24 protein-coding genes and 1 other annotated feature are annotated in these 24,959 nt (G+C 42.0%); of the genes, 3 read left to right on the top strand and 21 right to left on the bottom strand.

Annotated features, from left to right (window positions below):
• Positions 1 to 2: 2 nt before the first annotated feature.
• Positions 3 to 1,340 carry a bifunctional folylpolyglutamate synthase/dihydrofolate synthase gene (locus BMW59_RS07685; RefSeq protein ID WP_093049792.1) on the bottom strand — a complete coding sequence of 446 codons (1,338 nt, stop codon included), beginning with the start codon at positions 1,338 to 1,340 and terminating at the stop codon, positions 3 to 5.
• A 128-nt stretch (positions 1,341 to 1,468) separates the two neighbouring features.
• Here BMW59_RS07685 and BMW59_RS07680 point away from each other — a divergent pair, with 128 nt between their 5' ends.
• A complete protein-coding gene (locus BMW59_RS07680) occupies positions 1,469 to 2,371 on the top strand; it encodes an ATP-grasp domain-containing protein (protein WP_093049789.1) in 903 nt (300 codons plus the stop codon).
• 20 nt (positions 2,372 to 2,391) lie between these two features.
• Positions 2,392 to 3,255, top strand: coding sequence for an ATP-grasp domain-containing protein (locus BMW59_RS07675; RefSeq protein ID WP_177174230.1), 864 nt, complete (start codon positions 2,392 to 2,394; stop codon positions 3,253 to 3,255).
• A 33-nt stretch (positions 3,256 to 3,288) separates the two neighbouring features.
• Here BMW59_RS07675 and BMW59_RS07670 read toward each other — a convergent pair whose 3' ends face one another.
• From BMW59_RS07670 to BMW59_RS07630, 9 genes are all read right to left on the bottom strand, one after another.
• Positions 3,289 to 3,921 carry a response regulator gene (locus tag BMW59_RS07670; RefSeq protein ID WP_093049783.1) on the bottom strand — a complete coding sequence of 211 codons (633 nt, stop codon included), beginning with the start codon at positions 3,919 to 3,921 and terminating at the stop codon, positions 3,289 to 3,291.
• Positions 3,914 to 4,963, bottom strand: a complete 1,050-nt coding sequence (locus BMW59_RS07665) for a sensor histidine kinase (protein ID WP_093049780.1) — start codon at positions 4,961 to 4,963, stop codon at positions 3,914 to 3,916. The genes BMW59_RS07670 and BMW59_RS07665 overlap by 8 nt, the downstream gene beginning before the upstream one ends.
• On the bottom strand, positions 4,960 to 5,688 hold the full coding sequence (gene liaF / locus BMW59_RS07660; protein ID WP_093049777.1) for a cell wall-active antibiotics response protein LiaF: 729 nt from the start codon (positions 5,686 to 5,688) through the stop codon (positions 4,960 to 4,962). Before liaF ends, BMW59_RS07665 begins: the two co-directional genes overlap by 4 nt.
• Positions 5,689 to 5,759: 71 nt before the next feature.
• Positions 5,760 to 6,416 (bottom strand): PspA/IM30 family protein, encoded by a 657-nt coding sequence (locus tag BMW59_RS07655; protein ID WP_093049774.1) that lies wholly within the window; start codon positions 6,414 to 6,416, stop codon positions 5,760 to 5,762.
• 22 nt (positions 6,417 to 6,438) lie between these two features.
• Positions 6,439 to 6,789, bottom strand: coding sequence for a lmo0954 family membrane protein (locus tag BMW59_RS07650; protein WP_093049771.1), 351 nt, complete (start codon positions 6,787 to 6,789; stop codon positions 6,439 to 6,441).
• Between the two features lie 493 nt (positions 6,790 to 7,282).
• Positions 7,283 to 8,140: an aminotransferase class IV gene (locus tag BMW59_RS07645; RefSeq protein ID WP_093049768.1), complete on the bottom strand. Its 858-nt coding sequence runs from the start codon at positions 8,138 to 8,140 to the stop codon at positions 7,283 to 7,285.
• A gap of 55 nt (positions 8,141 to 8,195) precedes the next feature.
• Positions 8,196 to 10,844 carry a valine--tRNA ligase gene (locus BMW59_RS07640; protein ID WP_093049765.1) on the bottom strand — a complete coding sequence of 883 codons (2,649 nt, stop codon included), beginning with the start codon at positions 10,842 to 10,844 and terminating at the stop codon, positions 8,196 to 8,198.
• Positions 10,845 to 10,912: 68 nt separating this feature from the next.
• Positions 10,913 to 11,186: a binding site (T-box leader), on the bottom strand.
• A gap of 31 nt (positions 11,187 to 11,217) precedes the next feature.
• Positions 11,218 to 11,985: an ABC transporter ATP-binding protein gene (locus BMW59_RS07635; protein ID WP_093049762.1), complete on the bottom strand. Its 768-nt coding sequence runs from the start codon at positions 11,983 to 11,985 to the stop codon at positions 11,218 to 11,220.
• Entirely contained in the window at positions 11,982 to 13,187 is a 1,206-nt protein-coding gene (locus BMW59_RS07630) for an ABC transporter permease (protein WP_093049759.1), read from the bottom strand. Before BMW59_RS07630 ends, BMW59_RS07635 begins: the two co-directional genes overlap by 4 nt.
• 215 nt (positions 13,188 to 13,402) lie before the next feature.
• Here BMW59_RS07630 and BMW59_RS07625 point away from each other — a divergent pair, with 215 nt between their 5' ends.
• Positions 13,403 to 13,624, top strand: a complete 222-nt coding sequence (locus BMW59_RS07625) for a hypothetical protein (protein ID WP_093049756.1) — start codon at positions 13,403 to 13,405, stop codon at positions 13,622 to 13,624.
• Positions 13,625 to 13,668: 44 nt separating this feature from the next.
• Here BMW59_RS07625 and ysxE read toward each other — a convergent pair whose 3' ends face one another.
• The 11 genes from ysxE to hemA form a co-directional block, all read right to left on the bottom strand.
• Positions 13,669 to 14,673: a spore coat protein YsxE gene (ysxE, locus tag BMW59_RS07620; protein WP_093049754.1), complete on the bottom strand. Its 1,005-nt coding sequence runs from the start codon at positions 14,671 to 14,673 to the stop codon at positions 13,669 to 13,671.
• Positions 14,666 to 15,580 carry a hypothetical protein gene (locus tag BMW59_RS07615; RefSeq protein WP_093049751.1) on the bottom strand — a complete coding sequence of 305 codons (915 nt, stop codon included), beginning with the start codon at positions 15,578 to 15,580 and terminating at the stop codon, positions 14,666 to 14,668. Before BMW59_RS07615 ends, ysxE begins: the two co-directional genes overlap by 8 nt.
• Positions 15,581 to 15,597: 17 nt before the next feature.
• Positions 15,598 to 16,764: a stage VI sporulation protein D gene (spoVID, locus tag BMW59_RS07610; protein WP_177174229.1), complete on the bottom strand. Its 1,167-nt coding sequence runs from the start codon at positions 16,762 to 16,764 to the stop codon at positions 15,598 to 15,600.
• Positions 16,765 to 17,015: 251 nt separating this feature from the next.
• On the bottom strand, positions 17,016 to 17,480 hold the full coding sequence (locus BMW59_RS07605) for an NUDIX hydrolase (protein WP_093049745.1): 465 nt from the start codon (positions 17,478 to 17,480) through the stop codon (positions 17,016 to 17,018).
• 253 nt (positions 17,481 to 17,733) lie between these two features.
• A complete protein-coding gene (locus BMW59_RS07600) occupies positions 17,734 to 18,186 on the bottom strand; it encodes an OsmC family protein (protein ID WP_093049742.1) in 453 nt (150 codons plus the stop codon).
• 245 nt (positions 18,187 to 18,431) lie between these two features.
• Complete coding sequence (hemL, locus tag BMW59_RS07595; protein ID WP_093049739.1) at positions 18,432 to 19,721, bottom strand: glutamate-1-semialdehyde 2,1-aminomutase; 1,290 nt, start codon at positions 19,719 to 19,721, stop codon at positions 18,432 to 18,434.
• Positions 19,722 to 19,736: 15 nt separating this feature from the next.
• A complete protein-coding gene (hemB, locus tag BMW59_RS07590) occupies positions 19,737 to 20,720 on the bottom strand; it encodes a porphobilinogen synthase (protein ID WP_093049736.1) in 984 nt (327 codons plus the stop codon).
• Between the two features lie 16 nt (positions 20,721 to 20,736).
• Entirely contained in the window at positions 20,737 to 21,513 is a 777-nt protein-coding gene (locus BMW59_RS07585) for a uroporphyrinogen-III synthase (RefSeq protein WP_093049733.1), read from the bottom strand.
• A 15-nt stretch (positions 21,514 to 21,528) separates the two neighbouring features.
• A complete protein-coding gene (gene hemC / locus BMW59_RS07580; RefSeq protein WP_093049730.1) occupies positions 21,529 to 22,461 on the bottom strand; it encodes a hydroxymethylbilane synthase in 933 nt (310 codons plus the stop codon).
• Between the two features lie 43 nt (positions 22,462 to 22,504).
• Positions 22,505 to 23,332: a cytochrome C assembly family protein gene (locus tag BMW59_RS07575; RefSeq protein ID WP_342739809.1), complete on the bottom strand. Its 828-nt coding sequence runs from the start codon at positions 23,330 to 23,332 to the stop codon at positions 22,505 to 22,507.
• 9 nt (positions 23,333 to 23,341) lie between these two features.
• Positions 23,342 to 24,730 carry a glutamyl-tRNA reductase gene (gene hemA / locus BMW59_RS07570; protein WP_093049724.1) on the bottom strand — a complete coding sequence of 463 codons (1,389 nt, stop codon included), beginning with the start codon at positions 24,728 to 24,730 and terminating at the stop codon, positions 23,342 to 23,344.
• Positions 24,731 to 24,959 lie beyond the last annotated feature (229 nt).

The following is a 24,959-nucleotide window of genomic DNA, read 5'->3' as shown; positions in this document are numbered from 1 at the left end:
TTTTAAATAGAAGGGTTGTCGGATTGACCGAGACGGTTCTTTAAAAATTGCCGGCACTCACCTATAAACTGATGGGAGCCAGTAATAACGAGGACCTCTCTTTCATTCGATAGGTTCAGCCATTGATCGAGCCACTCTGCCCAGTTTCCAACATAATTTACACCCTGTAACTTTTCCCCGCTATCAATTAATTTCCTGTAATCCGCCCGACTCATCGAACGTACAGAAGAAAATTCTGTTACATTCAAGGAACCTTTTACAGTTGAGAGTATGTTCATCATATCTGCCGCAGGTTTGTCTTTCATAGCAGCAAATAAGATCGTGATATCCCTATGCCCTTCCACCGTTCTGATATTATCCCTTACTGTAGCTATCGCTTCTAAATTATGTGCTGTATCGAGAAAAACAGAAGGAGATGACAAAAAGGCCTCCCACCTTCCTGGTATAAACGTTTTTTTCAAACCTTTTCTGAGGTGGGCCGGAGTTATATCCGCAAGGTTCTTTTCCATTAAATAACGTGCTGCAGCTACCGCCAGACCCGAGTTTTCCATCTGATGACTGCCCTTAAGCTGAATTGAATAAGTATCTGTATTTCCATATTTGGGCTTATAAGTAAATGACTGTTCTTTGTCAGACCGCTCTCCAAGCAATAGGTCCACTTCTTCCGATAATGAAAACAAGGAGCTGCCCTTCTCTTCAGCAGCTTCTTTTATGACTTGCAAAGCTTCTCCCTTGGAAGCAGTAAAAACAGGGACACCTGACTTAATAATGCCAGCTTTCTCACCAGCTATATCAGTTAATTTGCTTCCCAGATACTTTTGATGATCCATACCGACATTTGTAATAATAGCAGCTAAAGGAGAGTTTAAAATGTTTGTAGCATCAAGCCTTCCTCCCATCCCTGCTTCCACCAGCACAAAATCTACAGGGCGAACATAAGCGAAATAATTAATAGCCATTGCAGTCAAACATTCAAATTCACTGATTTTTTCTCCCTTCTCATCCTCAGCAGCTTTTACAGCTGTATAAACAGACTGGCACCCTTTTGTGAATGCTTCTTCAGAGAGGGGCAATGAATTAACTGATATTTGATTCCTCTCCTCCCCAAAAGCAGGAGTATTAAAAGAGCCTGTGACATATCCTGCTTCCTTCAGTATAGATGCTAAAAAAGCACACACAGACCCTTTTCCATTTGTACCCGCAACATGGATCGCTTTGATTTTCTGTTCAGGATGGCCAAGGTGCTTCATAAGCAGTGTCATACGGTCAAGAGAATAAGCTATACCCGCATCTTTTTTTGAATGTATAAACATAATTGCTTCCTCATAGTTAGTGATCATTTCTTTCTCCTTTTATTTTTTTATGTTGATTTTGCAGTAGAAACATGACATCATCAACTATAAAAGACTGATTATTTTTTCCTAATATCTTAACACACAGAAGTTTTTTAGCGAAAGGAAGCTTAAACTTGGCAAAGTTAAACGGCTGGCTCATATACAATGGCCATTTACAAACAAATAAATTTCTCGATTACGTCGACTGGATGTTAAAAGCAGCAGAAAAACAAGGCATAGAGCTGGCTGCTAAAACGAATGATCAGTTTATCGCCGGTACCACATCTGCCGGTTATCCTGCTGTTTATTCTCGTTCCGGGAAACAAACAGAGTTACCTGACTTTATTCACTTTGCTGATAAAGACCTGCACTTAGCCAGACAGCTGGAACGTTTGGGAGTTCACCTGTTTAATTCTTCAACAGCCATCGGTATTTGTGATAATAAATCTCTTATGCATGAAAAACTTGCCGCCAAACAAATCCCTGTCCCGAAAACGATGATCGCCCCGTTGATTTTTCCTGGAATGGAATTAATAAACAAGACTTATCTGGAAACTGTTGAGAGAGAAATCGGCCTTCCTTTAATTGTTAAGGAAGCATACGGCTCTTTCGGCGAACAGGTTTACTGGGTGGAAAACCGTCATAAGCTGCATGAAATTGCTGCTCGCCTGGCAGGAAGGGACCACCTTTATCAGCAGCCGGCCTTACTGAGTGTGGGAACGGATATCCGCTTAAATGTTGTCGGCAATGAGGTAGTCGCGGCAATGAAACGGACTTCTGAAAATGATTTTCGCGCTAACGTGACTGCCGGAGGAAGTACTCAGCCTTACCGTCCTGATAATGATGAAATTCAGCTGGCTCTCGCGGCTGCCAAAGCTGTACAAGCTAATTTTGCCGGGGTAGATTTACTGTACGGAGAAAATGGCCCGATGGTCTGCGAAGTCAATTCAAATCCCCACTTGCGGAGTATTTACGAATGTACGGGGGTAGACGTAGCTGATTATATGATTTCTTTCATTTCAAATAAACTAACATGACTTTAAAAGGTGGGAAATACATGAGCCATAAAACCGGCTGGGTCGTATACCGTAAAAATGATATCCCGAGAAACCAGAAGTTTATCGATATGCTGGAGGAAGCTTGCAGTAATAGAGACATTGCATTAAAAGTAATCCCTTATGAAGAGATTCAATTCCACCTTTCAAAAGATCAAAAGGTTTTTGCAAATTATGAGTGCCAAGCTCCGGATTTTGTGATTAACCGCTCTGTGTCACCGTGGCTGAATGAAGTTACAGAACTTGCAGGTATCCGTTGTTTTAATTCAGCATACGTAGCCAGGGTTGCCAATGACAAACGGCTTGCTCATGCGGTGTTTGCAAATATTGGTATGCCAATGCTCCCAAGCAAGGCAGTTCACAGAGAATCCCTCGCGAAAGAAGTTTCTGGGGAGGCAAATTTAAAGCCTTTTATACTAAAAGACCCCATCGGAAGAGGAGGAACAGGAGTAGAACTTATTGACCCTGTAAAAGGAATAGACCATATTGGCGGAGCCTTGCCTGCTGACCTCCTTCACCAGCCGGTAGGCGGTGTAAAGGGAAAGGATTTACGTATATATATTATTAACAATAAAATCGCAGGCGCTGTTTTACGCGAATCGGCCACTGATTTTAGGGCCAACATTTCTTATGGCGGAAATTCGAGTTTTTATGAACTGGACAATAAAGAAAAAGAATTAATAAAGTTAGTAACGAATTCAATCCATTTAGACTTTGTCGGTTTGGACTTTTTAATAGATGAACAAGGGGAATTACTCTTTAATGAAATGGAAGATGCTGTCGGGTGCCGCAGCCTTTACATGAACAGTTCTATCAATATTGCCGACTTATTTGCAAACTACATTTATAATGAAATAGCCTATTGAACCCTTGTAAATCGTCAAAGAGGTCAGGCTTCCCTATTTAAAAAGGTTTTGGTTAAATGCGTAAATAACCGCCTGGGTACGGTCATGAACCTCAAGTTTACTCAATATATTGCTCACGTGAACTTTTACAGTTTTTAAGGCGATATAAAGGTCATCGGCAATCTCCTGATTACTTTTCCCCTCAGTCATCAGGCGGAGAACTTCTTTTTCTCTGTCTGTCAGCTGGTCGTGAAGGGCCGGCCTTTTCCCCCCTCTCATTTTATTCATAAGTTTTCCTGTAACTTCAGGCTCGAGTATAGACTGTCCCTCATATGTATCCCGGATCGCTTTAGCTATTTCACTCGCTTTTGATGTCTTGAGCATATAGCTGGTAGCCCCTGCTTCAAGAGCCGGGTACACTTTTTCATCATCCAGAAAGCTTGTGACTATAATGATTTTTGCCTCGGGCCATTGATCAATTATTCTTCTTGTCGCTTCAATCCCGTCCATTTTTTTCATAACAAGGTCCATTAAAATAATATCCGGCTTTAATTTCAGAGCCAGTTCCACGGCATTTGTCCCATCATCAGCTTCCGCAATGACATCAATGTCCGGCTGGGCCGACAAATAAGAAGAGACGCCTATTCTGACCATCTCATGATCATCTGCAAATAAAACGTTAATCATCGCTCTGCCCCCTTTTATTTAAAGCTGGTACTTTTACTTCCAGGCGCGTTCCCTCATTTTCTATACTGACCACTTTCATGGTACCGCCCAATTCTTCAGCCCTCTCATACATGTTCTGAATTCCGTATGATCCATGATTACGTGCTTCCTCAACATTAAAGCCCTGCCCGTCATCTGTTATTCTTAGAATGACGTTATCATCCCTGGCTATAAGCATTACTTGAAGCAGACCGGCACGGGCATGACGCAAAGTATTCGAAATTGATTCCTGCAAAATACGGAACAGGTGGTCTTCCACCCCTTTGTCAAGAGTAAGGTCTTCCAGTTTAGCTTCAATCGACAGAGGGACTTTCTGTTTTAATTCTGCAAGCAGTTCTTCTATTCCTTCTGTGAGCGTCTTTCCTTTTAATGCGGCCGGCCTCAAGTGGAGAAGTAACGCTCTCATTTCCAGCTGGGACTGGTCAATCATTTTTTCTACCATATTAAGCTGTTTCTTTATTATTTGATCTTCAGGCGGGTTTGTTTCATTAATTGTAGACATCATCATAGACGCCGCAAATAACTGCTGGCTCACAGAGTCGTGGAGCTCGCGGGCGAGCCGGTTTCTCTCTTGCACCACGACCTCATGCAAGCTTTTTTCTCTCTCTGTTGCCCGCTCTGAGGCAAGTTTCTGTGAGATTTCTGCCTGCCTTGTCATTTTCTCTTCAATTCTTTTTACCTGTTCCTGAATTTCAGTCAGCTCTGTTAAAGACCCTTCACGTTTAAAAGATATTTTCTGTCCTTTAATTAAATCTTCCAGCTTTTCACTTATATTTTTTAACTTTTTTCTCCAGAAACCTCCGTAAATTAAACCAAAAACTACTCCGGCAGCGCCAATCGTAATTAAGACAAAATATAAATAGGAGACATCATAAATACTTTGCTGGTAGAGACGCGTCCAGCTTTCAAGTGGAAACGCCGTAAACGTAAGCCCTAAGAGAAAAAGGGAAAATAAAAACAGAAAAAGGACAGCAATGAGCATATGCCTTATTAATGTGCTCATATCCTCCTCACCTCTATATCCCCTGAAAATACAGAGGTGACAATTTTCACCCTTGGTTTTCCTTTTAAGTAATTTTCTGTATGGAAAGCAACCGACTGATTGACCAGCTTTTTTTCGTATTTCTGAAATATAGAAAGGTGCCCGAATATAGAACTGTGAAGCACAGCCACTTCCACTTCGTAAGGAACATATATTTTAATATTTCCAATAAAATGCCGGATCGATATAACCGCATCTTCCTGTATAACTGTATTGCTTAAATCAATCACACGATCGCCGATTCCTCCGTGGATATTTATATCCCGCCATTGATAAGGGGTCTCTTCTGTTTTTTGATCTCCTAAAAATTTGTGCTGGAGAAGCGGTGAAAACTCTGTTAAAGTTTCTGATTCGATGGACGTTTCCCCATTAAATTGCGGCTTTATATAATCAGGTTCTTTTTTAGACTTGTAGTAATGGCGGAAGAAAAGGAAGATCACTGCCAGAAATAAAAAGCGGAGAGCATACATATTCAGTACATTTAAAGCAAGGCTGACTGTCCCAATCCAAAACAGCACCTTGCCAATCAAGGTGTGATAATTTTTCCAGCCCAAAAATATTAAGAAGCCGAGAAAGAGTGCTGTAAAAATAAATCCTCCGCCGAAAAACATTAATTCAAAAAGAAGGATAGCCAAAGTAATGATGAGAATCCAGTTAAACGTATGGGTCGGAATTCTATTCAACATAGCAGGCGGCCTCCTTCGATGGATCAGTTTTTTTGTTGCTGGAAAAGGGTGCGGCGGCCGCACCCTTTATATCATACCATTTTTTCGTTACTTTCGGACGAGGCACCCCCGCTGTTAATTTGTTTTTCAATCCTCGCTATTTTACTGTCAAATGTGTGGCGGTAATAATCATTATTTACTTTGTGCTCCAGCTCTTCTATATACCGTTCCATGTCTGCAAAGCGTGAATATGGCTTTTCACCTGCACCGGTATCTAATTTACTGATCTGATGTCTCGCTCTGGCGACATTCTCACGGCCCATCATTTCCATTCTTCTTAAACGCATATCTTTCAGTTTATGGTTCATTTCTTCATATTTTTTTTCGAGTGCTTCCAGCTGACGCATTGCTTCGATTTCACTGTAGGTAAGACGTTCAGCTCTCGCTCTGTACTCTTCATAGTCTTTCCGTGCATAATCTGCTAATTCATGCTCCCCTGCTTTTTCTGCAATTTCCGCCTGGTCCCTGCGCTTGTCAGCCATTAAATCCGCTTCTTTTCTTTCACTGCTGAATTCATCTTTTAACCGGCGCTGCCGCTCAATCAGCTGCCTTACTTTTTCTGTTTCTTTTTCACTCTGCCTTAAATAATGATTTAATGCCTGCATCGGATTTTTCTCATCTTTCTTGTCCAAAAAAGCCTGAATATCACCTTCAATACTATCCATCAACCTTGTAAACACGTTTGCCATTATACTCATCTCCTACTCTTGTTTATTTTTTCAGGTCTGCCCATTCCCGCTCAAAATTAGTAAAAGGGTCTTCGTTGCTGTTGGAACTTCTGGCTTTTTCCGGCTTCTCTTTATCTTTTTTAAAAATCAGATAAAGAATATATAATGCAAGCACTCCGGCTAAAGCGTATATATTTGAGACAGTCATGCTGAGGACAATCAGCCCTAAAATCACCCAGAACACTTTAGCACCAGTTGATTCTGTTTTCATGTACTGTTTAAAGATCACATACAGCAAAAGCACGCCTGCACCAAATAAAATCAGAGGCCCCAAGTTAACCAAAAAGATAATTAATGCAATGACCGCCAGTAAAAACAACAGGAAAGAATTCATTGTTGTTTCCTCCTCTCTCATTTCTTATCTTAATCTTACCGGGAAAATTGTCGGTCCATAACGTCCTCCGGATATATATTGACTAAGACCAGAGGCGTATTTACTGTGGCATTCGACGAGCGCGCAGATAGCAGGATATGGGGGCAAAAATACAGAAGACTGTTTGACCGGATAATTGCGAAAATTGGGGTTATCTTTTTATGTTTCTACCTTTACTCCATACTGAGTTGAAATTAGCCCGCTACAAGTCTTAAAATACGAAGCCGCAAACTATGAAACCATACTCCCCCGTTGAACAAAGGCAAAGAAGGGGGAAATTCGCTGATTGAAATCATTTTTCGCCGATTGAGGCGCTATTTTATTGATTTGCCCTGGGCAAGCGTCCACCTTGCGGACTGAAATCATTCTTAGTCAAAGGGCACCTTCTTTAACTCCAAAAATAGAAAACCTGGAAAAATATCATACGATATTTCTCCAGGTTTCTTTATGGATCCTATTCTTTTGTCCCAGTAATCACATCATCTTTTAAAGCTTGAAACTGCTCAATTAATTTGTCTGTGACCGGCCGGACTGTTGAAAACTCAATTTCGTCGACCTGGGAGACCGGCATCACTTCCATACTGGTACTCGTAATAAATACTTCGTCAGCCTCATACAGGAAATCCAGATTGAATGGCTCTTCCACAACTTCAATCCCGGTTTCAGAAGCCAGCTTAAGGACTATGCTGCGGGTAATCCCGTGAAGAATGCCATTTAATGCCGGGTAAGTATGCAAAATGCCGTTTTTAACTGTAAACACGTTAGTGCTGGAGCCTTCTTTCACAATTCCATCGTCATGAAACACAGCTTCATCACAACCGTTCACCTTTGCCTTTTGTTTAGCCATAACGTTAGGAAGGAGATTAAGTGATTTAATATAACAGTTTTTCCACCGGTCATCCTCGGTAGTAAGAACTTTCATTCCGTTTACACGTTTATTTTCCGGAATAACCCGTGCATTTTTTATAGTCATTGTAAAAACCGCGCAAGACGGTTCGGGAAAATGGTGCTGCCGGGTATATATTCCCCGGCTAATCTGAATGTAAATTTCTGCCTCTTTTAACGTTGAACGTTCAAGGCCTTCAAGGCATAAATTTTCTATTTGATTTAACGTATACGGCAGCTGAAGCTCAATAGCCTCTGCACTTTTTTGAAGCCGATGTAAATGCTCGTCCATATAGAAAGGACGTCCATTGTACACCCTGATCACTTCATAAATTCCATCTCCAAACTGATGCGCCCGCTCCTGAATTGGAACGACTTTCGCGTTAATATCCACAAAGGAATCATTATAAAATGCAATCTCCGGCATCACGCCACCTCCGGCTTTCTGGGAAAAAAAGGGGGGTCTGACCCCTTTTCACCCCTTAATTTTTTAATTCTTCAAGTCGCTGCTGGACTTTATCTTTTTGTTCGAGATAATCTTTTTCTTTTGCCCGTTCTTCTTCTACTATTTTTTCAGGCGCTTTTTTAATGAAGCCTTCATTCCCGAGCTTTTTCTGTACACGGGTAACTTCCCCATCCAGACGCTTCAGCTCGCCTTCAAGACGCTGAATCTCTGCGTCGAGGTCAAGGAGGCCGGCCAATGGCATATACAGCTCAACTCCCGACAATACGGAACTCATTGATTTTTCAGGAGCTGTCAGTTCTTTTCCGATTTTCAGCTCGGACGGATTACAGAACTTTTGCAGGTAGGCTTCTCCCCTCTCAAGCTGTTCTAATACTTCCTGGGAGTCCACTTTAACATGAAGAGTAATTTCCCTGCTCATTGGCACGTTAAGCTCTGAACGGGTATTCCTTACTGACCGGATAATTTCCTGTAACAGCTGCATATCATTAACAGCCTGTTCATTCATCAATTCTTCTTTTTTCTCAGGCCATGAGGCCACCGTGATCGATTCGCCTTCATGAGGGAGGTGCTGCCATACTTCTTCCGTAATAAACGGCATAAACGGATGCAAAAGACGCATCGTATGGTCAAGCACATAGGCGAGTACAGATCTGGTCGTATGCTTCGCTTCCTCATCTTCACTGTTTAAAGGCAGTTTAGCCATTTCGATATACCAGTCACAGAAATCATCCCAGATGAAGTTATATAGCGCTCTGCCAACTTCTCCGAACTCGTAGGAATCAATAAATTTGGTTACATGCTCAATGGTTTCCTGCAGGCGGGTCAGAATCCATTGGTCAGCTATGGATTTTTTTCCGCTTAAATCAATTTCTTCATGTTTAAGGTCGCCCATATTCATAAGAGCAAACCGTGATGCATTCCAGATTTTATTGCCGAAGTTCCAGTTAGCTTCTACTTTTTCCCAATAAAAACGTAAGTCGTTTCCAGGGGAGCTGCCTGTGCTTAAGAAGAAACGAAGCGCATCTGCACCATATTTGTCAATAACTTCCATAGAGTCTACACCATTACCTAGAGATTTACTCATCTTTCTTCCTTCAGCATCACGGACCAGCCCATGAATCAGAACGTCTTTAAACGGACGCTCTCCTGTAAAATGCTTCCCTTGGAAAATCATTCGGGCAACCCAGAAATAAATAATATCGTACCCTGTGACTAAAGCGTCTGTAGAATAGTAGCGGCGGAAATCTCCCGCGTTTTCATCAGGCCAGCCCATTGTGGAAAATGGCCATAAAGCAGAACTGAACCATGTATCCAGAACATCCTCATCCTGTTCCCAGTTTTCAATATCTTCAGGCTCTGTCCGGCCGACATAAATCTCGCCAGTTTCTTTATGGAACCAAGCTGGAATTCTGTGCCCCCACCAAAGCTGTCTGGAAATACACCAGTCACGAATATTTTCTATCCAGTGCATATATGTTTTTTCAAAACGGTCAGGAACGAAATTAACTTTATCCCCGCTTTGCTGCAATTTGATTGCTTCTTCAGCCAGAGGGCCCATTTTAACAAACCATTGGGTAGATAAATAAGGTTCAACGACAGCTCCGCTTCGCTCGGAGTGGCCGACACTGTGAAGGTGATCTTCAATTTTAAACAGGACACCCTGATCCTGAAGATCTTTGACTATTTGTTTCCGGCACTCAAACCGGTCCATTCCCTGGTACTTGCCGGCATTTTTATTCATTTTTCCGCCTTCGTCCATAACAAGGACACGTTCCAGATCATGACGGTTGCCAATTTCAAAATCATTCGGGTCGTGAGCCGGCGTAATTTTAACGGCACCCGAGCCGAATTCCATATCCACATAATCATCTGCCACAATTTCTATTTCTCTTCCGATTACCGGTAACGTGACTTTCTTACCGATCAGGTCTTTATAGCGCTCATCTTCCGGATGAACTGCTACAGCCGTATCTCCAAGCATTGTCTCAGGACGTGTGGTTGCTACCTCTATATGGCCGGAACCGTCTGTAAGAGGATATTTCATATGATAAAATCCGCCTTGGACGTCTTTATAGATAACTTCAATATCGGATAAGGCTGTCTTAGTTTCAGGATCCCAGTTAATAATATATTCGCCGCGGTAAATAAGCCCTTCTTCATAAAGACGGACAAACACTTCACGTACAGCTTTTGACAGCCCTTCATCAAGTGTAAACCGCTCACGGGAATAATCGAGGGAAAGGCCCAGCTTAGCCCACTGTTCGCGGATAAATTCTGCATATTCCTCTTTCCACTCCCAGGATTTTTCAAGAAACTTTTCACGTCCCAAGTCATAACGGGAAATACCTTGTTCCCTCAACTTCCCTTCAACTTTAGCCTGCGTCGCTATGCCGGCATGGTCCATTCCAGGCAGCCAAAGAGCATCATAGCCTTGCATTCGTTTCACACGGATCAAAATATCCTGCAGCGTCGTGTCCCATGCATGACCCAGGTGGAGCTTTCCCGTCACGTTTGGCGGCGGGATAACAATTGTATAAGGCTCTTTATCCTTATCACCTGTTGCTTCAAAATATTTTCCATTTACCCAGTAAGGATACCACTTAGCTTCTGTCGCCTGCGGATCGTATTTCGGCGGCATTGATACTTGCTGTTGTTTGTCCTCCATTTACATTACCTCCTCATATCTATTCACTTATAATTGCTGGAAAAATCCACACAAAAAGCTCCCGTTCGTCAAAGGACGAAGGGAGCTGAATTCCTCGCGGTACCACCTTTGTTTACAGGATCTTTACAGGTTCAAAAACCCATCTTAATCAAACCCTGAACACTCTAAGCTTTTAACGGGGCTGATCCGGCAGCCACTACTAAACGTCTCCGCCGTTCATAGCTGCAACTCCAGGGCGACCTTCCATCTTTACATCCAGGAAAACCTCTCAGCAGTGTGAAGACACACTGGCTTTCCTCTCTGGTGGGTTCGAGATGTACTCCTCCCTTTCTACATTCAGTTTATATACATATATATATTATCTATCCGTATTTTACCGTGACTTCTGTTCAGAATCAATAGAGATTTGATCTAAAACTGGAGATTCAGCGGCTTCCTTTATCCTATTCTGTCCAGAAGTAAACTTCGTCAAACTAACGTATGCTAATTTACCGCTTTCCATCCTGGCTTGTTCCGTCGCATAGTTATCTACCAGGGAATCGTGGCTTGCTACCACGACCGTTTTACCTGCCTTATGCAGAGCGTTTAAAAGTCTTAATACTTGCACAGCGGACTCCCTGTCCAGGGAAGCCGTAGGCTCATCAGCAATCAGCACCTCAGGCTCCATAATTAACGCTCTGGCGATGGCAGCCCTTCTGACCTCTCCCCCGCTCAGCTGTTTAGGATAATGATCCATCCGGTTTCCTAATCCGACTTGCGATAAATAGCGTTCGGCTGCACACTTTTTCTCTTTTATAAAAAGTGAAGTCACGACTAAAGGTAAAATGACATTTTCCAGTACTGTTAACGATGGATGGAGCGCTGGATACTGCCTGATACTGCCAAAATATCCTCTTCTTAATTTTGTCAGACCACGTTCTCCCAAATCTGAAAGTCTTTGGCCGTTAACTATGACCTCACCTGCTGTCGGAGGCAACATTCCTGTGATAAGAGCGATTAAGGTTGATTTACCGCTTCCCGATCGTCCTGTAAGTGATAAAAATGTGTTCTCTTTGATTACAACATCGACGCTTTTCACAGCAGACAATCTTTTTGTTCTCGTTACACGATAAATTTTTGAGAGCCCGACACATTCAATCATACAGATTCTCCTTCCTGTACTAAATAGAACGGCGGTGACTTTAAGAGTGACCGGATGGCTAGCCCCGCGCCGACAGCAGCCCACAAACCGAGAAAAACTGCTGTGCCTCCTCCATAAAGTATGGCCTCCCTCCACACAGGAAAAATGAGGGGGAGTTCAATAACTATTAAAATAAGATCTTTCTGGTCATAGAATACGGCAAAAGATAAAATAATGCCTAAAGCTCCCCCGCCGGCCCCGGCGAGCCAGGCTTCAAGTAACATAAGTTTCCCCACCTGCCATTTTGAAGCTCCCATAACACGCAGCATTCCCAGCTCCTGTTTTCTCTCATTTACGATGCCGATAAACTGGGTTAAAACCTGCAGAATATTCATACCTAATACAAGGATGACCACCCCGAACGATAAGACTTTCATAGGCTGCAGAAACTGCTGCAGGTTTCCTTTAAGCTCGTTTCCAAATTGTAAATGCAAGTGAGGAAATTTTTCTTCTATCTCATTTGCCGCTGTGTCTGTTTCACCTTCATCTACTTGCACAAAAACAGCAGACAACGGGTTTTCCGGCAATTCTTTTATGTAAAAAGGACTGGTAATTATATTTTCTGCCTCATGCAAACTCATATAAATGGTGTCATCGATTCCTGAACCCGTCTGGAACAGACTGTCCTTAACTGTATAGGTTTCATAAAACAAAAGGACTTTTTCCTGTATCTGCTCATCACCGGCATGGAAAATAAACCTGTCTCCCCCGGCTTTCGCACCGATTACAACTTCTTTATCCCCTAAAGGTTCACTCAGAACCTGGAATGGCTTTAAAGTAAAATCATTTTTCGGATCAATAGCTACTACAGGGAAGTTCCCTTCAGTCCCACAGCATACAGTAGAAATTGTTTCAAGATAAAGCTGCGGCGCAACAGCTGTTATGTGTTCGTTTTTACCGAGAAACTCCAGCAGCTGCTTGCCATTGAAATAAGTATCTTTTTCGCCTGTTAAGCTGTAAGGGTTAAATTTCCCGGAAGAAATAATCAAATCCGCTCCGGCTCGACCTTCAAGCAGTTCCGCTCCGTTACTCACAGACTGGAACATATATATACTGGAAAAGAGGACAAATCCGGTAAGCATAAAACTGCTAAGCAGCAATAATGTCCTTCGGGGAAACCGGACAATATTCTTCTTAACAATATCAATAGGTTTCTTGATCATCTTTTAATCCTGCTCTTTCATTAAGAGTACTCTTATGACTTTTTGGAGAAGCCAAATGAGGCAAAGCCCCCACAGCACTTCATAAATAATAAATGGCATACTCAGCATTTCCATCATCTCCCTTAAGTGTAGGATGTACCTGTCATTATGGTTGTTATACACTTATTTTCATGAGGCGCATAGATTAATATAACTTCTGTGAAAGGAGCAGACGTATGCGCCGGTTTACCCACCATAAACTTGCAAGAGCAATGAAACGCAGAGCAGGCAAGCCAAAAATTCATTGGCGCCTCCGTAGACTGATGGATTTATTTTTTCAGCTCCTGCTGCCTTTAATTATTTTCCAGCTTATCCGTACACTTCTTCTCCCGACAACCTTTGACGTTATTCTGCTTTCAATTTTTGTTTTCCTTTATCTCCTTTACTGGCTGCCGTAAATAAAAAAAACGGATCACCTTTGTGAACCGTTTTCCTCCTTTATTTATGCGTTCTGGACTTGATTAACAAACCGGTGAACTCTGTTCATCGTTAAAAGCCGCCGTTCCAGTTTCATAACCATTTGTATTTCTGCCTTAGACCTTTCAGGAGAGCGGTATTGGTCAATCATTTGAAAAATATTCTCCGGGAACAGAAGATAACTCATTAATAAATGGCGCTCTTCATCAAAGAAAGTGAAATGTTTCTCGTAAATATTCAGCCAATGCTGGCCTTCCTGCTCATCCCAAGGTCTGGATTGAAAATAATGTCTGAAAAGGATGGCCAGATCTCTTGCCGGTGTATCCAGCACTGCCTTTTCAAAGTTAATAAAATAAGCCGTACCGTACTCATCAAAGCATGCATGGCTCCTGTTAAGCCTGCCATGGCAAAGCACACTTCTGTATTTTTTCTTTTCCTTGGATAAATCCAGCCACTGCTCGAGATGCCACTCAGCCTGACCAGCCAGCTGTTTCGTCCTTTCAAAGTGAGTGAGTATAGTCAGTTCAAAAGGAGAGTAATAGATGTTTTTTTCAATCTCATCCACATATTTTTCAACTTCAAGCTTTCTTAAATCCCATCTCTCTTTAAGCAGCCGGAACGATTCATCCAGAGAATCTTCTCCGTAATCCTGTGTTCTTTCTGTTAAACTGTGTAATTTCGCTACCTCTTCAACCATCGTTTCCTCCGGCTGAACCTGATGCCTGAAGTTGCGGTGATCTTCGTGCCACGGCATTAAATAATACGTATAATTCCCATCAAACACACTGTAATCCCCATATTTAGTAGGCAGAACAGGGACAAAAAATGGAAAGCCTATTCTGTCCAGTCTCCTCATTACATGAATAAACCAGTCGGTCTGTTCTTTGTTCATAGTCGTTTTTTTAAGGGCGAAAACTCCATAATCTGTTTCAACTTTCAGTACTTTACCATAAAGGTGGACATTCTTTGGTCTTAAATCATACTGAAAAAGGACTTGACTTATGATTTGATCAACGAGTGTTTTAGACATTGGACAACCTTCTCTCCGGCTCCCTTATCCATTCGGCTACATGTTCTGTGAGTGTCTTCATAATATCCCACTCTTTCATTAAGCTGTTCACGCGCTCCTCAATTTCGGTGGATTCCCCAGCTTCATTTAACCATTTCATAAAGGAGATATACTCGTGGGGATAAACAATGGCAGCTAACAACTGCCTTCCTTTTTGTTCTCTTAAAGGAAATGTCTCATCCAATCCATCAAAAAGGTGCGTTAATTCCCCGGTCCCGTTTGCCTCCACCCATTCTTTAAGGAAAGACCTAAGCACCAGGTACTTATTTTGAAAACTTTTCCCCTGATTTTCCCAATACATCCGTCCATATATCATTTTGGCTTGGCTTGGCGACTCAATACTCAGCACAGATGCCGCTTCCTCTGCGGATTCTTCTTTAAATAAAACTTCAGCTTTTTTTACCCGGTCCTCTGCCTCTACTCTCAATCTTTCGATTAAGCCTTTCTGTTTCAACTTTAATTTGATAGATTTACTTAAAAATAGTGCATCCTCCTGCCAATTTGCAAGGTTTAAGCGTCCCATACTGTTGTCCATTTTCACAGATGCATACATGCCTATAAAGTGGCCGGTTTGTTTAACATTACTGGTAACAGGATAAGGATGGTCAACATAATCATGCAGGGTTAACCATCCTGTATCTGTTTCTACCGCTTTATCTCCATTAGCAGTCTGAATCATTCTGTCAGTTAAACTATCCGTTTCTTTAGCGAGCTTCTCCCGCCATTCAATGTGTGCATCCAGTGTCTCCTTATCCGTCCATATTTCCACCCGCTTTTTGCCCTTTTCAGTTTCAATGATTTTTCCTTCTTCAATCCACTTAAATTCACAAAAAGGATAATGGTTTTCGATAAACGCTAACTGGATCATTTCTCTTCCCCCTTTCTTTAATCGGAGGATGGCTTCCTTACAGGGATATACAGGATTTGTCCTTCGCCCACTTGTTCATCCTTAAGCCGGTTCATTCTCATTAATTGACTGACTTGCATGTCATAACGGTCTGCAATCGTATTTAAAGACTCCCCATTCTGCACGATACACATCCGTAATTTTGAATATGCCTCTTCCTTATCTCCAGAAAGCATTTTTGTTAAATACAAAGCATTTTCCGATTCAGAAGAGTCCGATTGATCTCTTTCTTTCTCCTGCTCCTCTGCTGCTTTTACTTGTTCAACTTCTGTTTCTTCCTGTTCTTCAGGCATAGCTTCCGCTGGCCTTTCCTCATAGGCCTCATACTCGTAAGCTTTCTCATTATAATCTCCGGCGCTTTCAGCTTCTGGTCTGTTTTCTTCCAAATAGTCTTCTTCATTATTCACCTTGCTGCTGCCTTCATATGAATTCCAATTATTGTTATCATCAGACGGTCCTGCTTTTAAAGTATAAGCGGGCGGACATTCTTCTCCGCCGTGCACAGGATCATATTCTTCAGGTGTAACAGCTTCCGTTTCATATTCCTCTTCTCTTTCTTCTTCATATAAATCGGTGACTGTTTCAGCCTCTTTTTCAGTTTCTTCATTGTCCTCATATTCTTCAGCCCTTACCTGCTCAAAAGAAAACGTTCTGTCTGTTAAATCTTCTTTATAATTATCTTCCTGGTCAGCCTGCTCTTCTCCTGACCGGATACCTAAAATTGAGAGATCAGCACTTATTTCCAAATATCCGTTTTCAGGGACGTCGTAGTCAAAGCCTTCCACAGTGAGATAAATATCCTCCAGATTGTCCACCCGTTCTTTCGGTATCGTTATGTCTAACGGAAACTGGTGCCTGATTTCTCCAATTCCGTTCTCTGATAAAGAGACTTCTTCAACTGACCGGAAAACCATTTGATTTAACTGGTTCTCATCTTCATTCTCTTCTTCTGTCCCTTCTTCCGGTTCCATTCTGTATTCTCCGGTTAAATGGAGAGCCCCTTTAACAACCACTTCATTTTCGCTCTCATTTACAGAAATATCAGGTTCAAGAGATAAGGATATTAATTCATCCACCTCGTTTCCCCGTTCAAGCCAAATGCCTTCTTTCATGGAAAAAGACAGTGAAGATCCTTCATTAGTCAATGTGATTCCTCCTCTTCTCGCCAATCTCATTCATTATCGTCCATCATATTCTTCCGTTGTCCACTGTTAAACGTACAGAGACTCATACGATACACTTGTATGAAAAAAACAGAATAATTATGCCTGTAAGGGAGATTTTCATTGGGGAGAAGAGCTGTTTAAAATGTAATTTTGAACCGAAAAACCTTGTCGTTGCACTGATGTAATAACTAGCTGGTTCTGCAAAAATTCATCCTCACTTAATGACTTTTTCAAAGCTTTTGAAAGTCTGTACTTCCTGTAAACAACTCCAGAAAATATTTGTGAGAGCTTCTTATATTTTCGGGAAGACCGGTAAACGGAAAATATTCCAAAGCTAATGTTTCTTCATCAGCAGCATTTAGCTCTCCGGTAAACTCGTCCGTGTAAAAAAGTACAGTAACCGCATAATATGGATCTCCATTCGGCGCTTCAACGTAATATCTTTCTCCTGAAAAAACATCAAATTTATGTAAATGGCTAATTTTCAGGATGAGTCCTGTTTCTTCTTTTACTTCTCTTAAAGCTGTCTCTTCAAAGCTTTCTCCCACTTCCATTAACCCGCCTGGCAGCCCCCAGTCTCCATCTTCACGCTTTTGGAGGAGCACGTTTTCCTTTTGAAAAATAATGACAGCTGCACCTGGAAGAATTAAGGTTTCTTTACCTGCATATTTTCTTAACTTTTTGTAATAGCTCATTTTTAGACACTCCATTCTTATAAATAAAACTTTACAAATTGAATCACGCGTAATAATAGCCCGGAATTAGCGGGGATCACATAGTGCAGCGGGTTCCTTGGAGTCCGCGAAAACCTCACGTGTACCCGCTGAAGAAAAGCCGAGTATGGAAAGGTTTTTACACCCTTTAAAGTTATTAACAGCGCCTTGTTTAAAAAGTGTTATGCAAATTAAAAGACCATGTCCATATAAAAGGCATGGTCTTATATCATTATTACACTTTAGACGGTTCAAGAACAATCTGGTTTAGTTTCATATTCACATGATTTTCAATTGTATCACCGACAGGGCATGTCTTTTCTACAAATGCTATAAACTCATCTACTTTTTCCCGGGGAGCATTGGTGGAAATATGAATATTGTACCTGATTTCTGAATAACCAGGACGAACATCCGAAAGGTTCATAAATCCGTCTGTATCCAGATCACCTTCAACCTCCACCCAAAAATCATCAAATTGGATATCAAATTTTTGTGCATACGCTCGGGCTACAATAGACTGGCAGGCGCCGAGTGCGGCAAGAAGCACCTCAACAGGGTTCATTCCTGTATCTGTCCCGCCTAAACTCTCCGGTTCATCAATTGTCATTTCAAAGTTGCGCGCTTTCGCAATAACTTTCATTCCGTCTTGCAGATGGGCAGTAGATTTAAACGTGGTTTTAGGCATAGAAAGCCCCCCTTAATTAAAATTAAACACATCTTTATTTTACCCAGTAACTTCATTTTAGTGTATATCAAATTTGTGAATAATTAACAATACGTCCTTTTATAAGTAAAGTACAATAACCAGCATAAAATACGGTTCCCTTCTGGGCAGTCTGTAATAATTAGTCATGATAGCCAAAATAAATACACCTCCAAATTTAGGGGTTTCCTAATTTGAAGGTGCAGCAGAGTTATGATGAAGACTGGTTATTCACCTCTGATAGCAGCGAAAGCTTTTTCTGCAGCTTTTACAGTCTCATCAATATCTTTTTCAGTATGTTTTGTCGACAGGAACATTCCTTCAAATTGCGAAGGTGGAATAGACACGCCATTTTCAAGCATATGGCGGAAATACTTCTTGAACATATCCAGATCGGATGAAGAAGCAGTTTCAAAATTCACTACTTTTTCGTTAGTCAGGAAAAACCCGACCATGGAGCCGGCTCTTGTGACATAATGAGGAATATCATATTTCTTTGCGGCTGCAGCTAAGCCTTCTGCCAGTCTTTCTCCCAGCCGGTCAAAATGCTCATAGCTTTCAGGAGTGAGCTGCCGGATGGTTTCGTAGCCTGCTGTCATAGCCAGCGGGTTACCCGATAGTGTGCCCGCCTGATAAATATCTCCTGCCGGGGCAATACGTTCCATGATTTCACGTTTTCCACCGAACGCGCCTACTGGCAGGCCTCCGCCAATGACTTTGCCTAGGCACGTCAGATCAGGTGTTACTCCCAGTTCTCCCTGGGCACACTCATAACCGACACGGAAACCAGTCATTACTTCATCTAAAATCATCAGGCTGCCGTGCTCTTCTGTTATTGAACGGACACCTTCAAGGAAACCGGGCTCAGGGCGGACAACGCCCATATTTCCTGCTACAGGCTCCAGAATAACAGCTGCAATATCATCCCCAAAATTTTCAAACGCAAGCTTTAAGCTTTCCAAATCATTGTAAGGCACTGTTAACGTATTTGCTGCCACGGCTTCAGGTACACCTGGGCTGTCAGGCAGGCCGAGTGTCGCCACCCCTGAACCCGCTTTTATAAGAAGAGAATCCCCATGACCATGGTAACACCCTTCAAATTTAATGATTTTATGTCTGCCTGTATAACCGCGGGCAAGACGCAGCGCACTCATGGTCGCTTCAGTTCCCGAATTAACCATACGAACAACATCAATAGATGGAACCCGTTCAATGACGAGCTGGGCAAGCTTAGTTTCCATTGTGTGCGGAGCTCCAAAGCTTGTCCCTTTTTCAGCAGTAGCCTTTAAAGCTTTTACGACCTCTTCATCCGCATGGCCGTGGATAAGAGGGCCCCAGGACAAAACGTAATCGATATACTCATTTCCGTCTATATCCCAAATACGCGACCCTTTTCCGTAATCCATATAAACAGGATCCATCTCAACAGAGTTAAAGGCACGGACCGGGCTGTTTACCCCGCCTGGCATTAAAGGTTTAGCCTCATTAAATGCTTCAACAGACTTATTCCAATTCATAAATTATCCACCTTTCTATTTGCTGTCATTAAGCCATCCGGCAATATCTTTTGCAAAATAAGTTAAAACCAAATCCGCGCCGGCACGCTTCATACTCGTTATCTTTTCCAATACGACTTCTTTTTCGTTAATCCAGCCATTTTGGGCAGCAGCTTTAATCATTGAGTATTCCCCGCTCACATTATAAGCAACAATAGGAAGGTTATGGCTGTTTCTCACATCCCGGATAATATCAAGATAGGAAAGGGCCGGTTTAATAATAAGAAAGTCAGCTCCTTCCTCTGCATCTGACTGCGCTTCACGAAAAGCCTCACGGCGGTTCGCCGGATCCATCTGGTAGGTTTTACGGTCACCTGATTTCGGGGAACTGTGGGCTGCGTCACGAAATGGCCCATAAAACGCTGAAGCATATTTAACAGCGTAACTCATAATCGGGACATTCTGAAACCCAGCCTCATCTAAACCTTGCCGTATAGCCGCTACAAAGCCGTCCATCATATTTGACGGAGCGATAATATCTGCTCCTGCCTCTGCCTGGGATACAGCTGTTTTCGCAAGCAGCTCCAAAGACTCATCATTCAATATTTCCCCGTCTTCCACTACGCCGCAGTGGCCATGGTCAGTAAACTGGCATAAACACGTATCTGCTATGACCGTTAAGTGAGGATAGTGTTCTTTAATCTGACGGGTGGCTTTCTGTACAATTCCCTGATGGTCATAGGCGCATGAGCCTGTCTCATCTTTTTCCGAAGGGACGCCAAACAGAATAATAGTCTGCAGCCCTGCGTTGACTGCCTCCTCCACTTCTTTTCCAAGACGGTCGAGAGACCATTGAAAAACTCCCGGCATTGAAGGAACTTCATTTTTTATATTATCGCCCTCTACAACAAATAATGGGTAAATAAGGTCTTCTGTATGAAGATGTGTTTCCCTGACGATTGAACGGAGGCCGGGAGTTTGCCGCAACCGTCGGTGGCGTCTGAATTCAAGGTTAGACATAAAACGTAATCCTCCTTTAAAAGGCTTTTCTATCATTTTCTATTTTATCTAAAACAGCATCCAGTGTGAATTCTTCAGGAACCAGAACGTTAGTTACATCATAACGTGAAAGTGCTTCGTGTGTCACACGTCCAATTACAGCGAATGTGAAAGACCATTCAGCAGCATCCTGCTCATCCACCTGGCCGAAGAACGATTCAACAGCTGACGGACTCGTCAATATGACGACATCCACTTCCCCATTTTTAATCAGGGAATTCAGTTTCTTCCTATTCTTCCTGTCTGTAACCGTTTCATAAACAGTTATATCAAAAATGGACCTGTTGGCTGCCTTTATTTTATCCATTAATGCGGCACGGGACAAACTGCTTCGCGGATAAAAAAATATTTCTTCGGGGGAAGCACGATTTATAAGTGCTTCTGCTAAATGGTCCGCATCAAATACTTCCGGACAAACGTCCACCTTCACCCCTTCAATTTGAAGGACATCTTTCGTTTTTCTTCCTACCGCTGCAATTTTCTTAGTTGATAACAGCTCTCCGGGGTTATACCCTGCCTCTTCAAGAAATTCACAAGTAAAACGGTAACTGTTAACACTTGTAAATATAACCCAGTCGCTTTTATGTATACTGGCAATCTCTTTCTTTATCTGAGATCTGTCGTTCGGTGGACGGATGGCAATAAGGGGAATTTCTATAGAAATTCCCCCGCGTTGCCGAATAGCTTCGGTTAACGAAGCCGCCTGGTGTTCAGCTCGAGTATTTATAATACGGAGTCCTTGAAGTGTCCCCATCCTGTGATCCCCTCTTTACAGATCGTAATCTTCTTTCACTTGGTCAAGAACTTCTTTGGCCCCTTCATTCAGCATTTTTTCAGCAGCCTGCTTTCCGATAGCAACCGGATCATTTCCGGTGATGGTTTCTTTAAAAACTTTCTTTCCATCAGGAGAAGCCACTAAAGCTGTCAATGTCACTTGTCTGTCTTCATTAAGGGTAGCGTAACCGGCGATAGGAACTTGACAGCCTCCCTCCACCGTATGAAGAAAAGCACGCTCCGCTGATACTGTTTTAGCGGTGTCAGGGTGATTTATGCGATCCAAAAGTTGAAGAAGGTCTTTATCTTCCTCACGGCATTCAATGCCTAACGCTCCCTGGCCAACGGCCGGAAGTGAAATTTCCGGGTCTAGAAACTCGGTAACGATGTCCTCTGTCCATCCAACCCGCTGAAGACCTGCTGCAGCGAGAATAATGGCATCAAATTCTTCTTCCCGGCACTTTCTAAGACGTGTGTCAATATTACCCCTGATCCACTGAATTTTTAAATCAGGACGTTTGGCGAGAACTTGTGCGCTTCGGCGGAGGCTGCTTGTGCCAACAATAGAACCGGCAGGCAGTTCCATAAGTGTTTGGCCGCTGTTGGAAATAAAGGCGTCCCGAGGATCGACCCGTTCAGGCACAGCTCCAATAACCATCCCTTCAGCCATTTCTGAAGGCAGATCCTTCATACTGTGAACAGCCATATCAATTTCCCCATCGTACATCGCTTGTTCTATTTCCTTAACGAACAGGCCTTTTCCGCCCACTTTCGATAACGTCACATCAAGAATTTTATCACCTTTAGTAACAATTTCTTTAATTTCAAATTCATACGGAAGATTAAACTTTTCCAGCTGTTCAATAACCCATCTTGTCTGGGTCATTGCTAAATTACTTCTTCTTGAACCGATAACAATTTTTCTCATTCTAAACCTCCGTTTATACTGTAATAACTAGCCGCTGTATTTTTTACCAAATATGAAATTGTGAAAACGAACTTGACAGAAAGTAGTTGATAAGCAGGACGAGAAATGCGGCTATGTTAAGTAAAGCAAGGTTATATCCCCGTTTTTTCTTTACTTTATATTGGAAGAGATAAAATCCATACACTGTAAGAACGATGAACGAACTGAATACTTTAACATCATGCCATGGTACAGCCTCGAACTTTACCCAGGCCCAGCTCACCCCGAGAATCAGCCCGATAAGCATAAGGGGGAAGCCAACCAGAGTACAAAGGTAAGAACGTTTTTCAAGTAAAGATAAATTTCCTGCCCTCACCATTTTATCACCCCACCTTTTTTTCTTCAGCATACGATGCTGATAAAAATAAAGCATAGAAAAGGCGAAGCTTAAAGTAAAAGTGCCATAAGATAAAAGCAGTATAACTACGTGAATAATCAGCATTTCCAATATAAATAAATCAGCTAACTCTGATGATACATCTCCTGCCGGTGCAAACAGGCTTACAGTTAGAATAGTAAATCCAACCAGATTCACAACAAAGACGAGAAAATCCATTCTGTGCAGCCGGTTAATAACTAAAGAAAAAGTTACCAGAATCCAGGAATAAAAAAACATCCCTTCAAAAATAGTCATGATAGGGAGGCGGCTGAACTCCAGGGCTCTTAATAATAAAAAGGTGAGTTGTAATACCCATACAATAGAAAGCAACCAGAAGGCAATCCGATTCACCTTCTGGTTGTTTTGTATAAAGTCAATAAAATATCCGAGAACACTCAGACAGTAAAATACGATAATGAGTATATATAATATGTGCAGTCCTACCATACTCATTTCCCTTCTCTAGAGAGAGCGGGCAACTGTCCCGCTTTGGGCAGCCAGTTTTGACTTTCTTTTTTCAATATTCCACTCTCGCTCAATCTTGTTGATTTGAATATTACACGCCAACGTGTTTGACTGGTTCTTTAATTGCTCTTCCAAACCAAAAACCTTAGTCATATAAGCAAGAAGTTCATCTGAGTTTTCCTCTTCGGGTACTTCCTTTAAGGCTGTAATAGGATCTCTGAGAATCTGGTTAATAATACTCTTCATATGTTTTCTGATCACTTTTTTCTCGCGGTCTGACAAGCTGGAAAGCTTTCTTTCGAGACTTTCCATTGTCTCTGACTGTATAGAAGTAGCCTTCTCCCGAAGAGCTGTGATAACAGGGACGACTCCTAAAGTGTCAAGCCAGGCACTGAAATCCACCAGTTCTTCTTCTACCATCAGTTCAATTTTCTCTGCTTCCTGTTTCCGTTCTTCAAGGTTTGCAGCCACTATTCCCTGCAAATCATCTATATCATAAAGATAAACGTTATCAAGGTCGGACAACTCAGGGTCCAAATCCCTTGGTACGGCAATATCCACTAGAAACAATGGGCGGCCGTTTCTCTTTTTGACGAGTTTTAGTACTTCATCTTTTTTAATAACATAGTCTTTTGAACCTGTTGAACTGATTAAAATATCAGTATTTTCAAGAGACCGGCTCAATTGTGTCATATCTTCTGAGCGGCCGAAAAATTTTGCAGCCAGTTCTTCTGCTTTTTGCTTAGTTCTATTGATAACAGTTATATCATTAACTCCGCTGGAAGTTAAATGTTTAGCAGTCAATTCACTCATTTTGCCAGCACCCATGATGAGTACTTTTTTATCTGAGAAATCGCCGAATATCTTTTTACCTAATTCGACCGCAGCGTAACTGACAGATACGGCACTTTCCCCTATAGCCGTCTCCGAATGAGCCCGTTTAGCCAGGGTAATCGCCTGTTTAAATAAATGGTTAAAAATTGTACCTGTCGTTTTCTGGTTCTGAGCGGCCAGAAAACCTCCTCTGACCTGGCCAAGTATCTGGGTCTCCCCTAATACCATAGAATCCAGCCCACAGGTCACGCGGAAAAGATGTTCGATCGCATGCTCATCTTCCCGGATTTGCAAATAATGACTGAAATCCTCTTTAGGGATACCGAACCAGTCAGAAAGGAAAACCTTTGTATAATATCTGCCTGTATGAAGCTGGTCTGCTACAACATAAATTTCAGTCCGGTTACAAGTTGAAACAATTACGTTTTCTAAAATACTTTTAGACTGGCGCAATTTAGTCAGCGCTTGATCCAAATCATCCTGAAAAGAAAATTTCTCTCGAATTTCTACTGGAGTTGTTTTATAATTCAAACTGACAACCAGGATGTGCATTACCGTCATCCCCCCTGACTTTAAACCGACATCCATTTTACACGGAAAAACTAATTTTGACAAATCTTTTACGTATATTATGATAATTCCCTTTGAATAACTCGTCTTATATTATAACATTTTTAATTAAGATAGAATAATTTTGAGCTTATAGAATGTGAAAAATTTGTGACATCATTGGGAATCACTTCCTTTTGAAGAAAATAATTTATGTATAACGTTATACTAT

It is taken from the genome of Salipaludibacillus aurantiacus, assembly GCF_900111295.1.
In the GTDB taxonomy this organism is placed as follows: domain Bacteria; phylum Bacillota; class Bacilli; order Bacillales; family Salisediminibacteriaceae; genus Salipaludibacillus; species Salipaludibacillus aurantiacus.
Note: the sequence above shows the minus strand (reverse complement) of the source record. Positions and strands in the feature narration are given on the sequence as shown.

What these genes read in the sequence shown, in the direction of transcription:
- BMW59_RS07600 (WP_093049742.1), bottom strand. Translation starts at nt 18,186, where the DNA reads ATGCCTAAAACCACGTTTAAATCTACTGCCCATCTGCAAGACGGAATG.
- BMW59_RS07630 (WP_093049759.1), bottom strand. Translation starts at nt 13,187, where the DNA reads ATGATCAAGAAACCTATTGATATTGTTAAGAAGAATATTGTCCGGTTT.
- BMW59_RS07665 (WP_093049780.1), bottom strand. Translation starts at nt 4,963, where the DNA reads ATGAGCACATTAATAAGGCATATGCTCATTGCTGTCCTTTTTCTGTTT.
- BMW59_RS07645 (WP_093049768.1), bottom strand. Translation starts at nt 8,140, where the DNA reads ATGCCGGAGATTGCATTTTATAATGATTCCTTTGTGGATATTAACGCG.
- BMW59_RS07635 (WP_093049762.1), bottom strand. Translation starts at nt 11,985, where the DNA reads ATGATTGAATGTGTCGGGCTCTCAAAAATTTATCGTGTAACGAGAACA.
- BMW59_RS07625 (WP_093049756.1), top strand. Translation starts at nt 13,403, where the DNA reads ATGCGCCGGTTTACCCACCATAAACTTGCAAGAGCAATGAAACGCAGA.
- liaF (WP_093049777.1), bottom strand. Translation starts at nt 5,688, where the DNA reads ATGTTGAATAGAATTCCGACCCATACGTTTAACTGGATTCTCATCATT.
- BMW59_RS07685 (WP_093049792.1), bottom strand. Translation starts at nt 1,340, where the DNA reads ATGATCACTAACTATGAGGAAGCAATTATGTTTATACATTCAAAAAAA.
- BMW59_RS07585 (WP_093049733.1), bottom strand. Translation starts at nt 21,513, where the DNA reads ATGGGGACACTTCAAGGACTCCGTATTATAAATACTCGAGCTGAACAC.
- hemB (WP_093049736.1), bottom strand. Translation starts at nt 20,720, where the DNA reads ATGTCTAACCTTGAATTCAGACGCCACCGACGGTTGCGGCAAACTCCC.
- hemC (WP_093049730.1), bottom strand. Translation starts at nt 22,461, where the DNA reads ATGAGAAAAATTGTTATCGGTTCAAGAAGAAGTAATTTAGCAATGACC.
- BMW59_RS07670 (WP_093049783.1), bottom strand. Translation starts at nt 3,921, where the DNA reads ATGATTAACGTTTTATTTGCAGATGATCATGAGATGGTCAGAATAGGC.
- BMW59_RS07655 (WP_093049774.1), bottom strand. Translation starts at nt 6,416, where the DNA reads ATGGCAAACGTGTTTACAAGGTTGATGGATAGTATTGAAGGTGATATT.
- hemA (WP_093049724.1), bottom strand. Translation starts at nt 24,730, where the DNA reads ATGCACATCCTGGTTGTCAGTTTGAATTATAAAACAACTCCAGTAGAA.
- hemL (WP_093049739.1), bottom strand. Translation starts at nt 19,721, where the DNA reads ATGAATTGGAATAAGTCTGTTGAAGCATTTAATGAGGCTAAACCTTTA.
- ysxE (WP_093049754.1), bottom strand. Translation starts at nt 14,673, where the DNA reads ATGTCTAAAACACTCGTTGATCAAATCATAAGTCAAGTCCTTTTTCAG.
- BMW59_RS07675 (WP_177174230.1), top strand. Translation starts at nt 2,392, where the DNA reads ATGAGCCATAAAACCGGCTGGGTCGTATACCGTAAAAATGATATCCCG.
- BMW59_RS07615 (WP_093049751.1), bottom strand. Translation starts at nt 15,580, where the DNA reads ATGATCCAGTTAGCGTTTATCGAAAACCATTATCCTTTTTGTGAATTT.
- BMW59_RS07575 (WP_342739809.1), bottom strand. Translation starts at nt 23,332, where the DNA reads ATGAGTATGGTAGGACTGCACATATTATATATACTCATTATCGTATTT.
- BMW59_RS07650 (WP_093049771.1), bottom strand. Translation starts at nt 6,789, where the DNA reads ATGAATTCTTTCCTGTTGTTTTTACTGGCGGTCATTGCATTAATTATC.
- BMW59_RS07640 (WP_093049765.1), bottom strand. Translation starts at nt 10,844, where the DNA reads ATGGAGGACAAACAACAGCAAGTATCAATGCCGCCGAAATACGATCCG.
- BMW59_RS07605 (WP_093049745.1), bottom strand. Translation starts at nt 17,480, where the DNA reads ATGAGCTATTACAAAAAGTTAAGAAAATATGCAGGTAAAGAAACCTTA.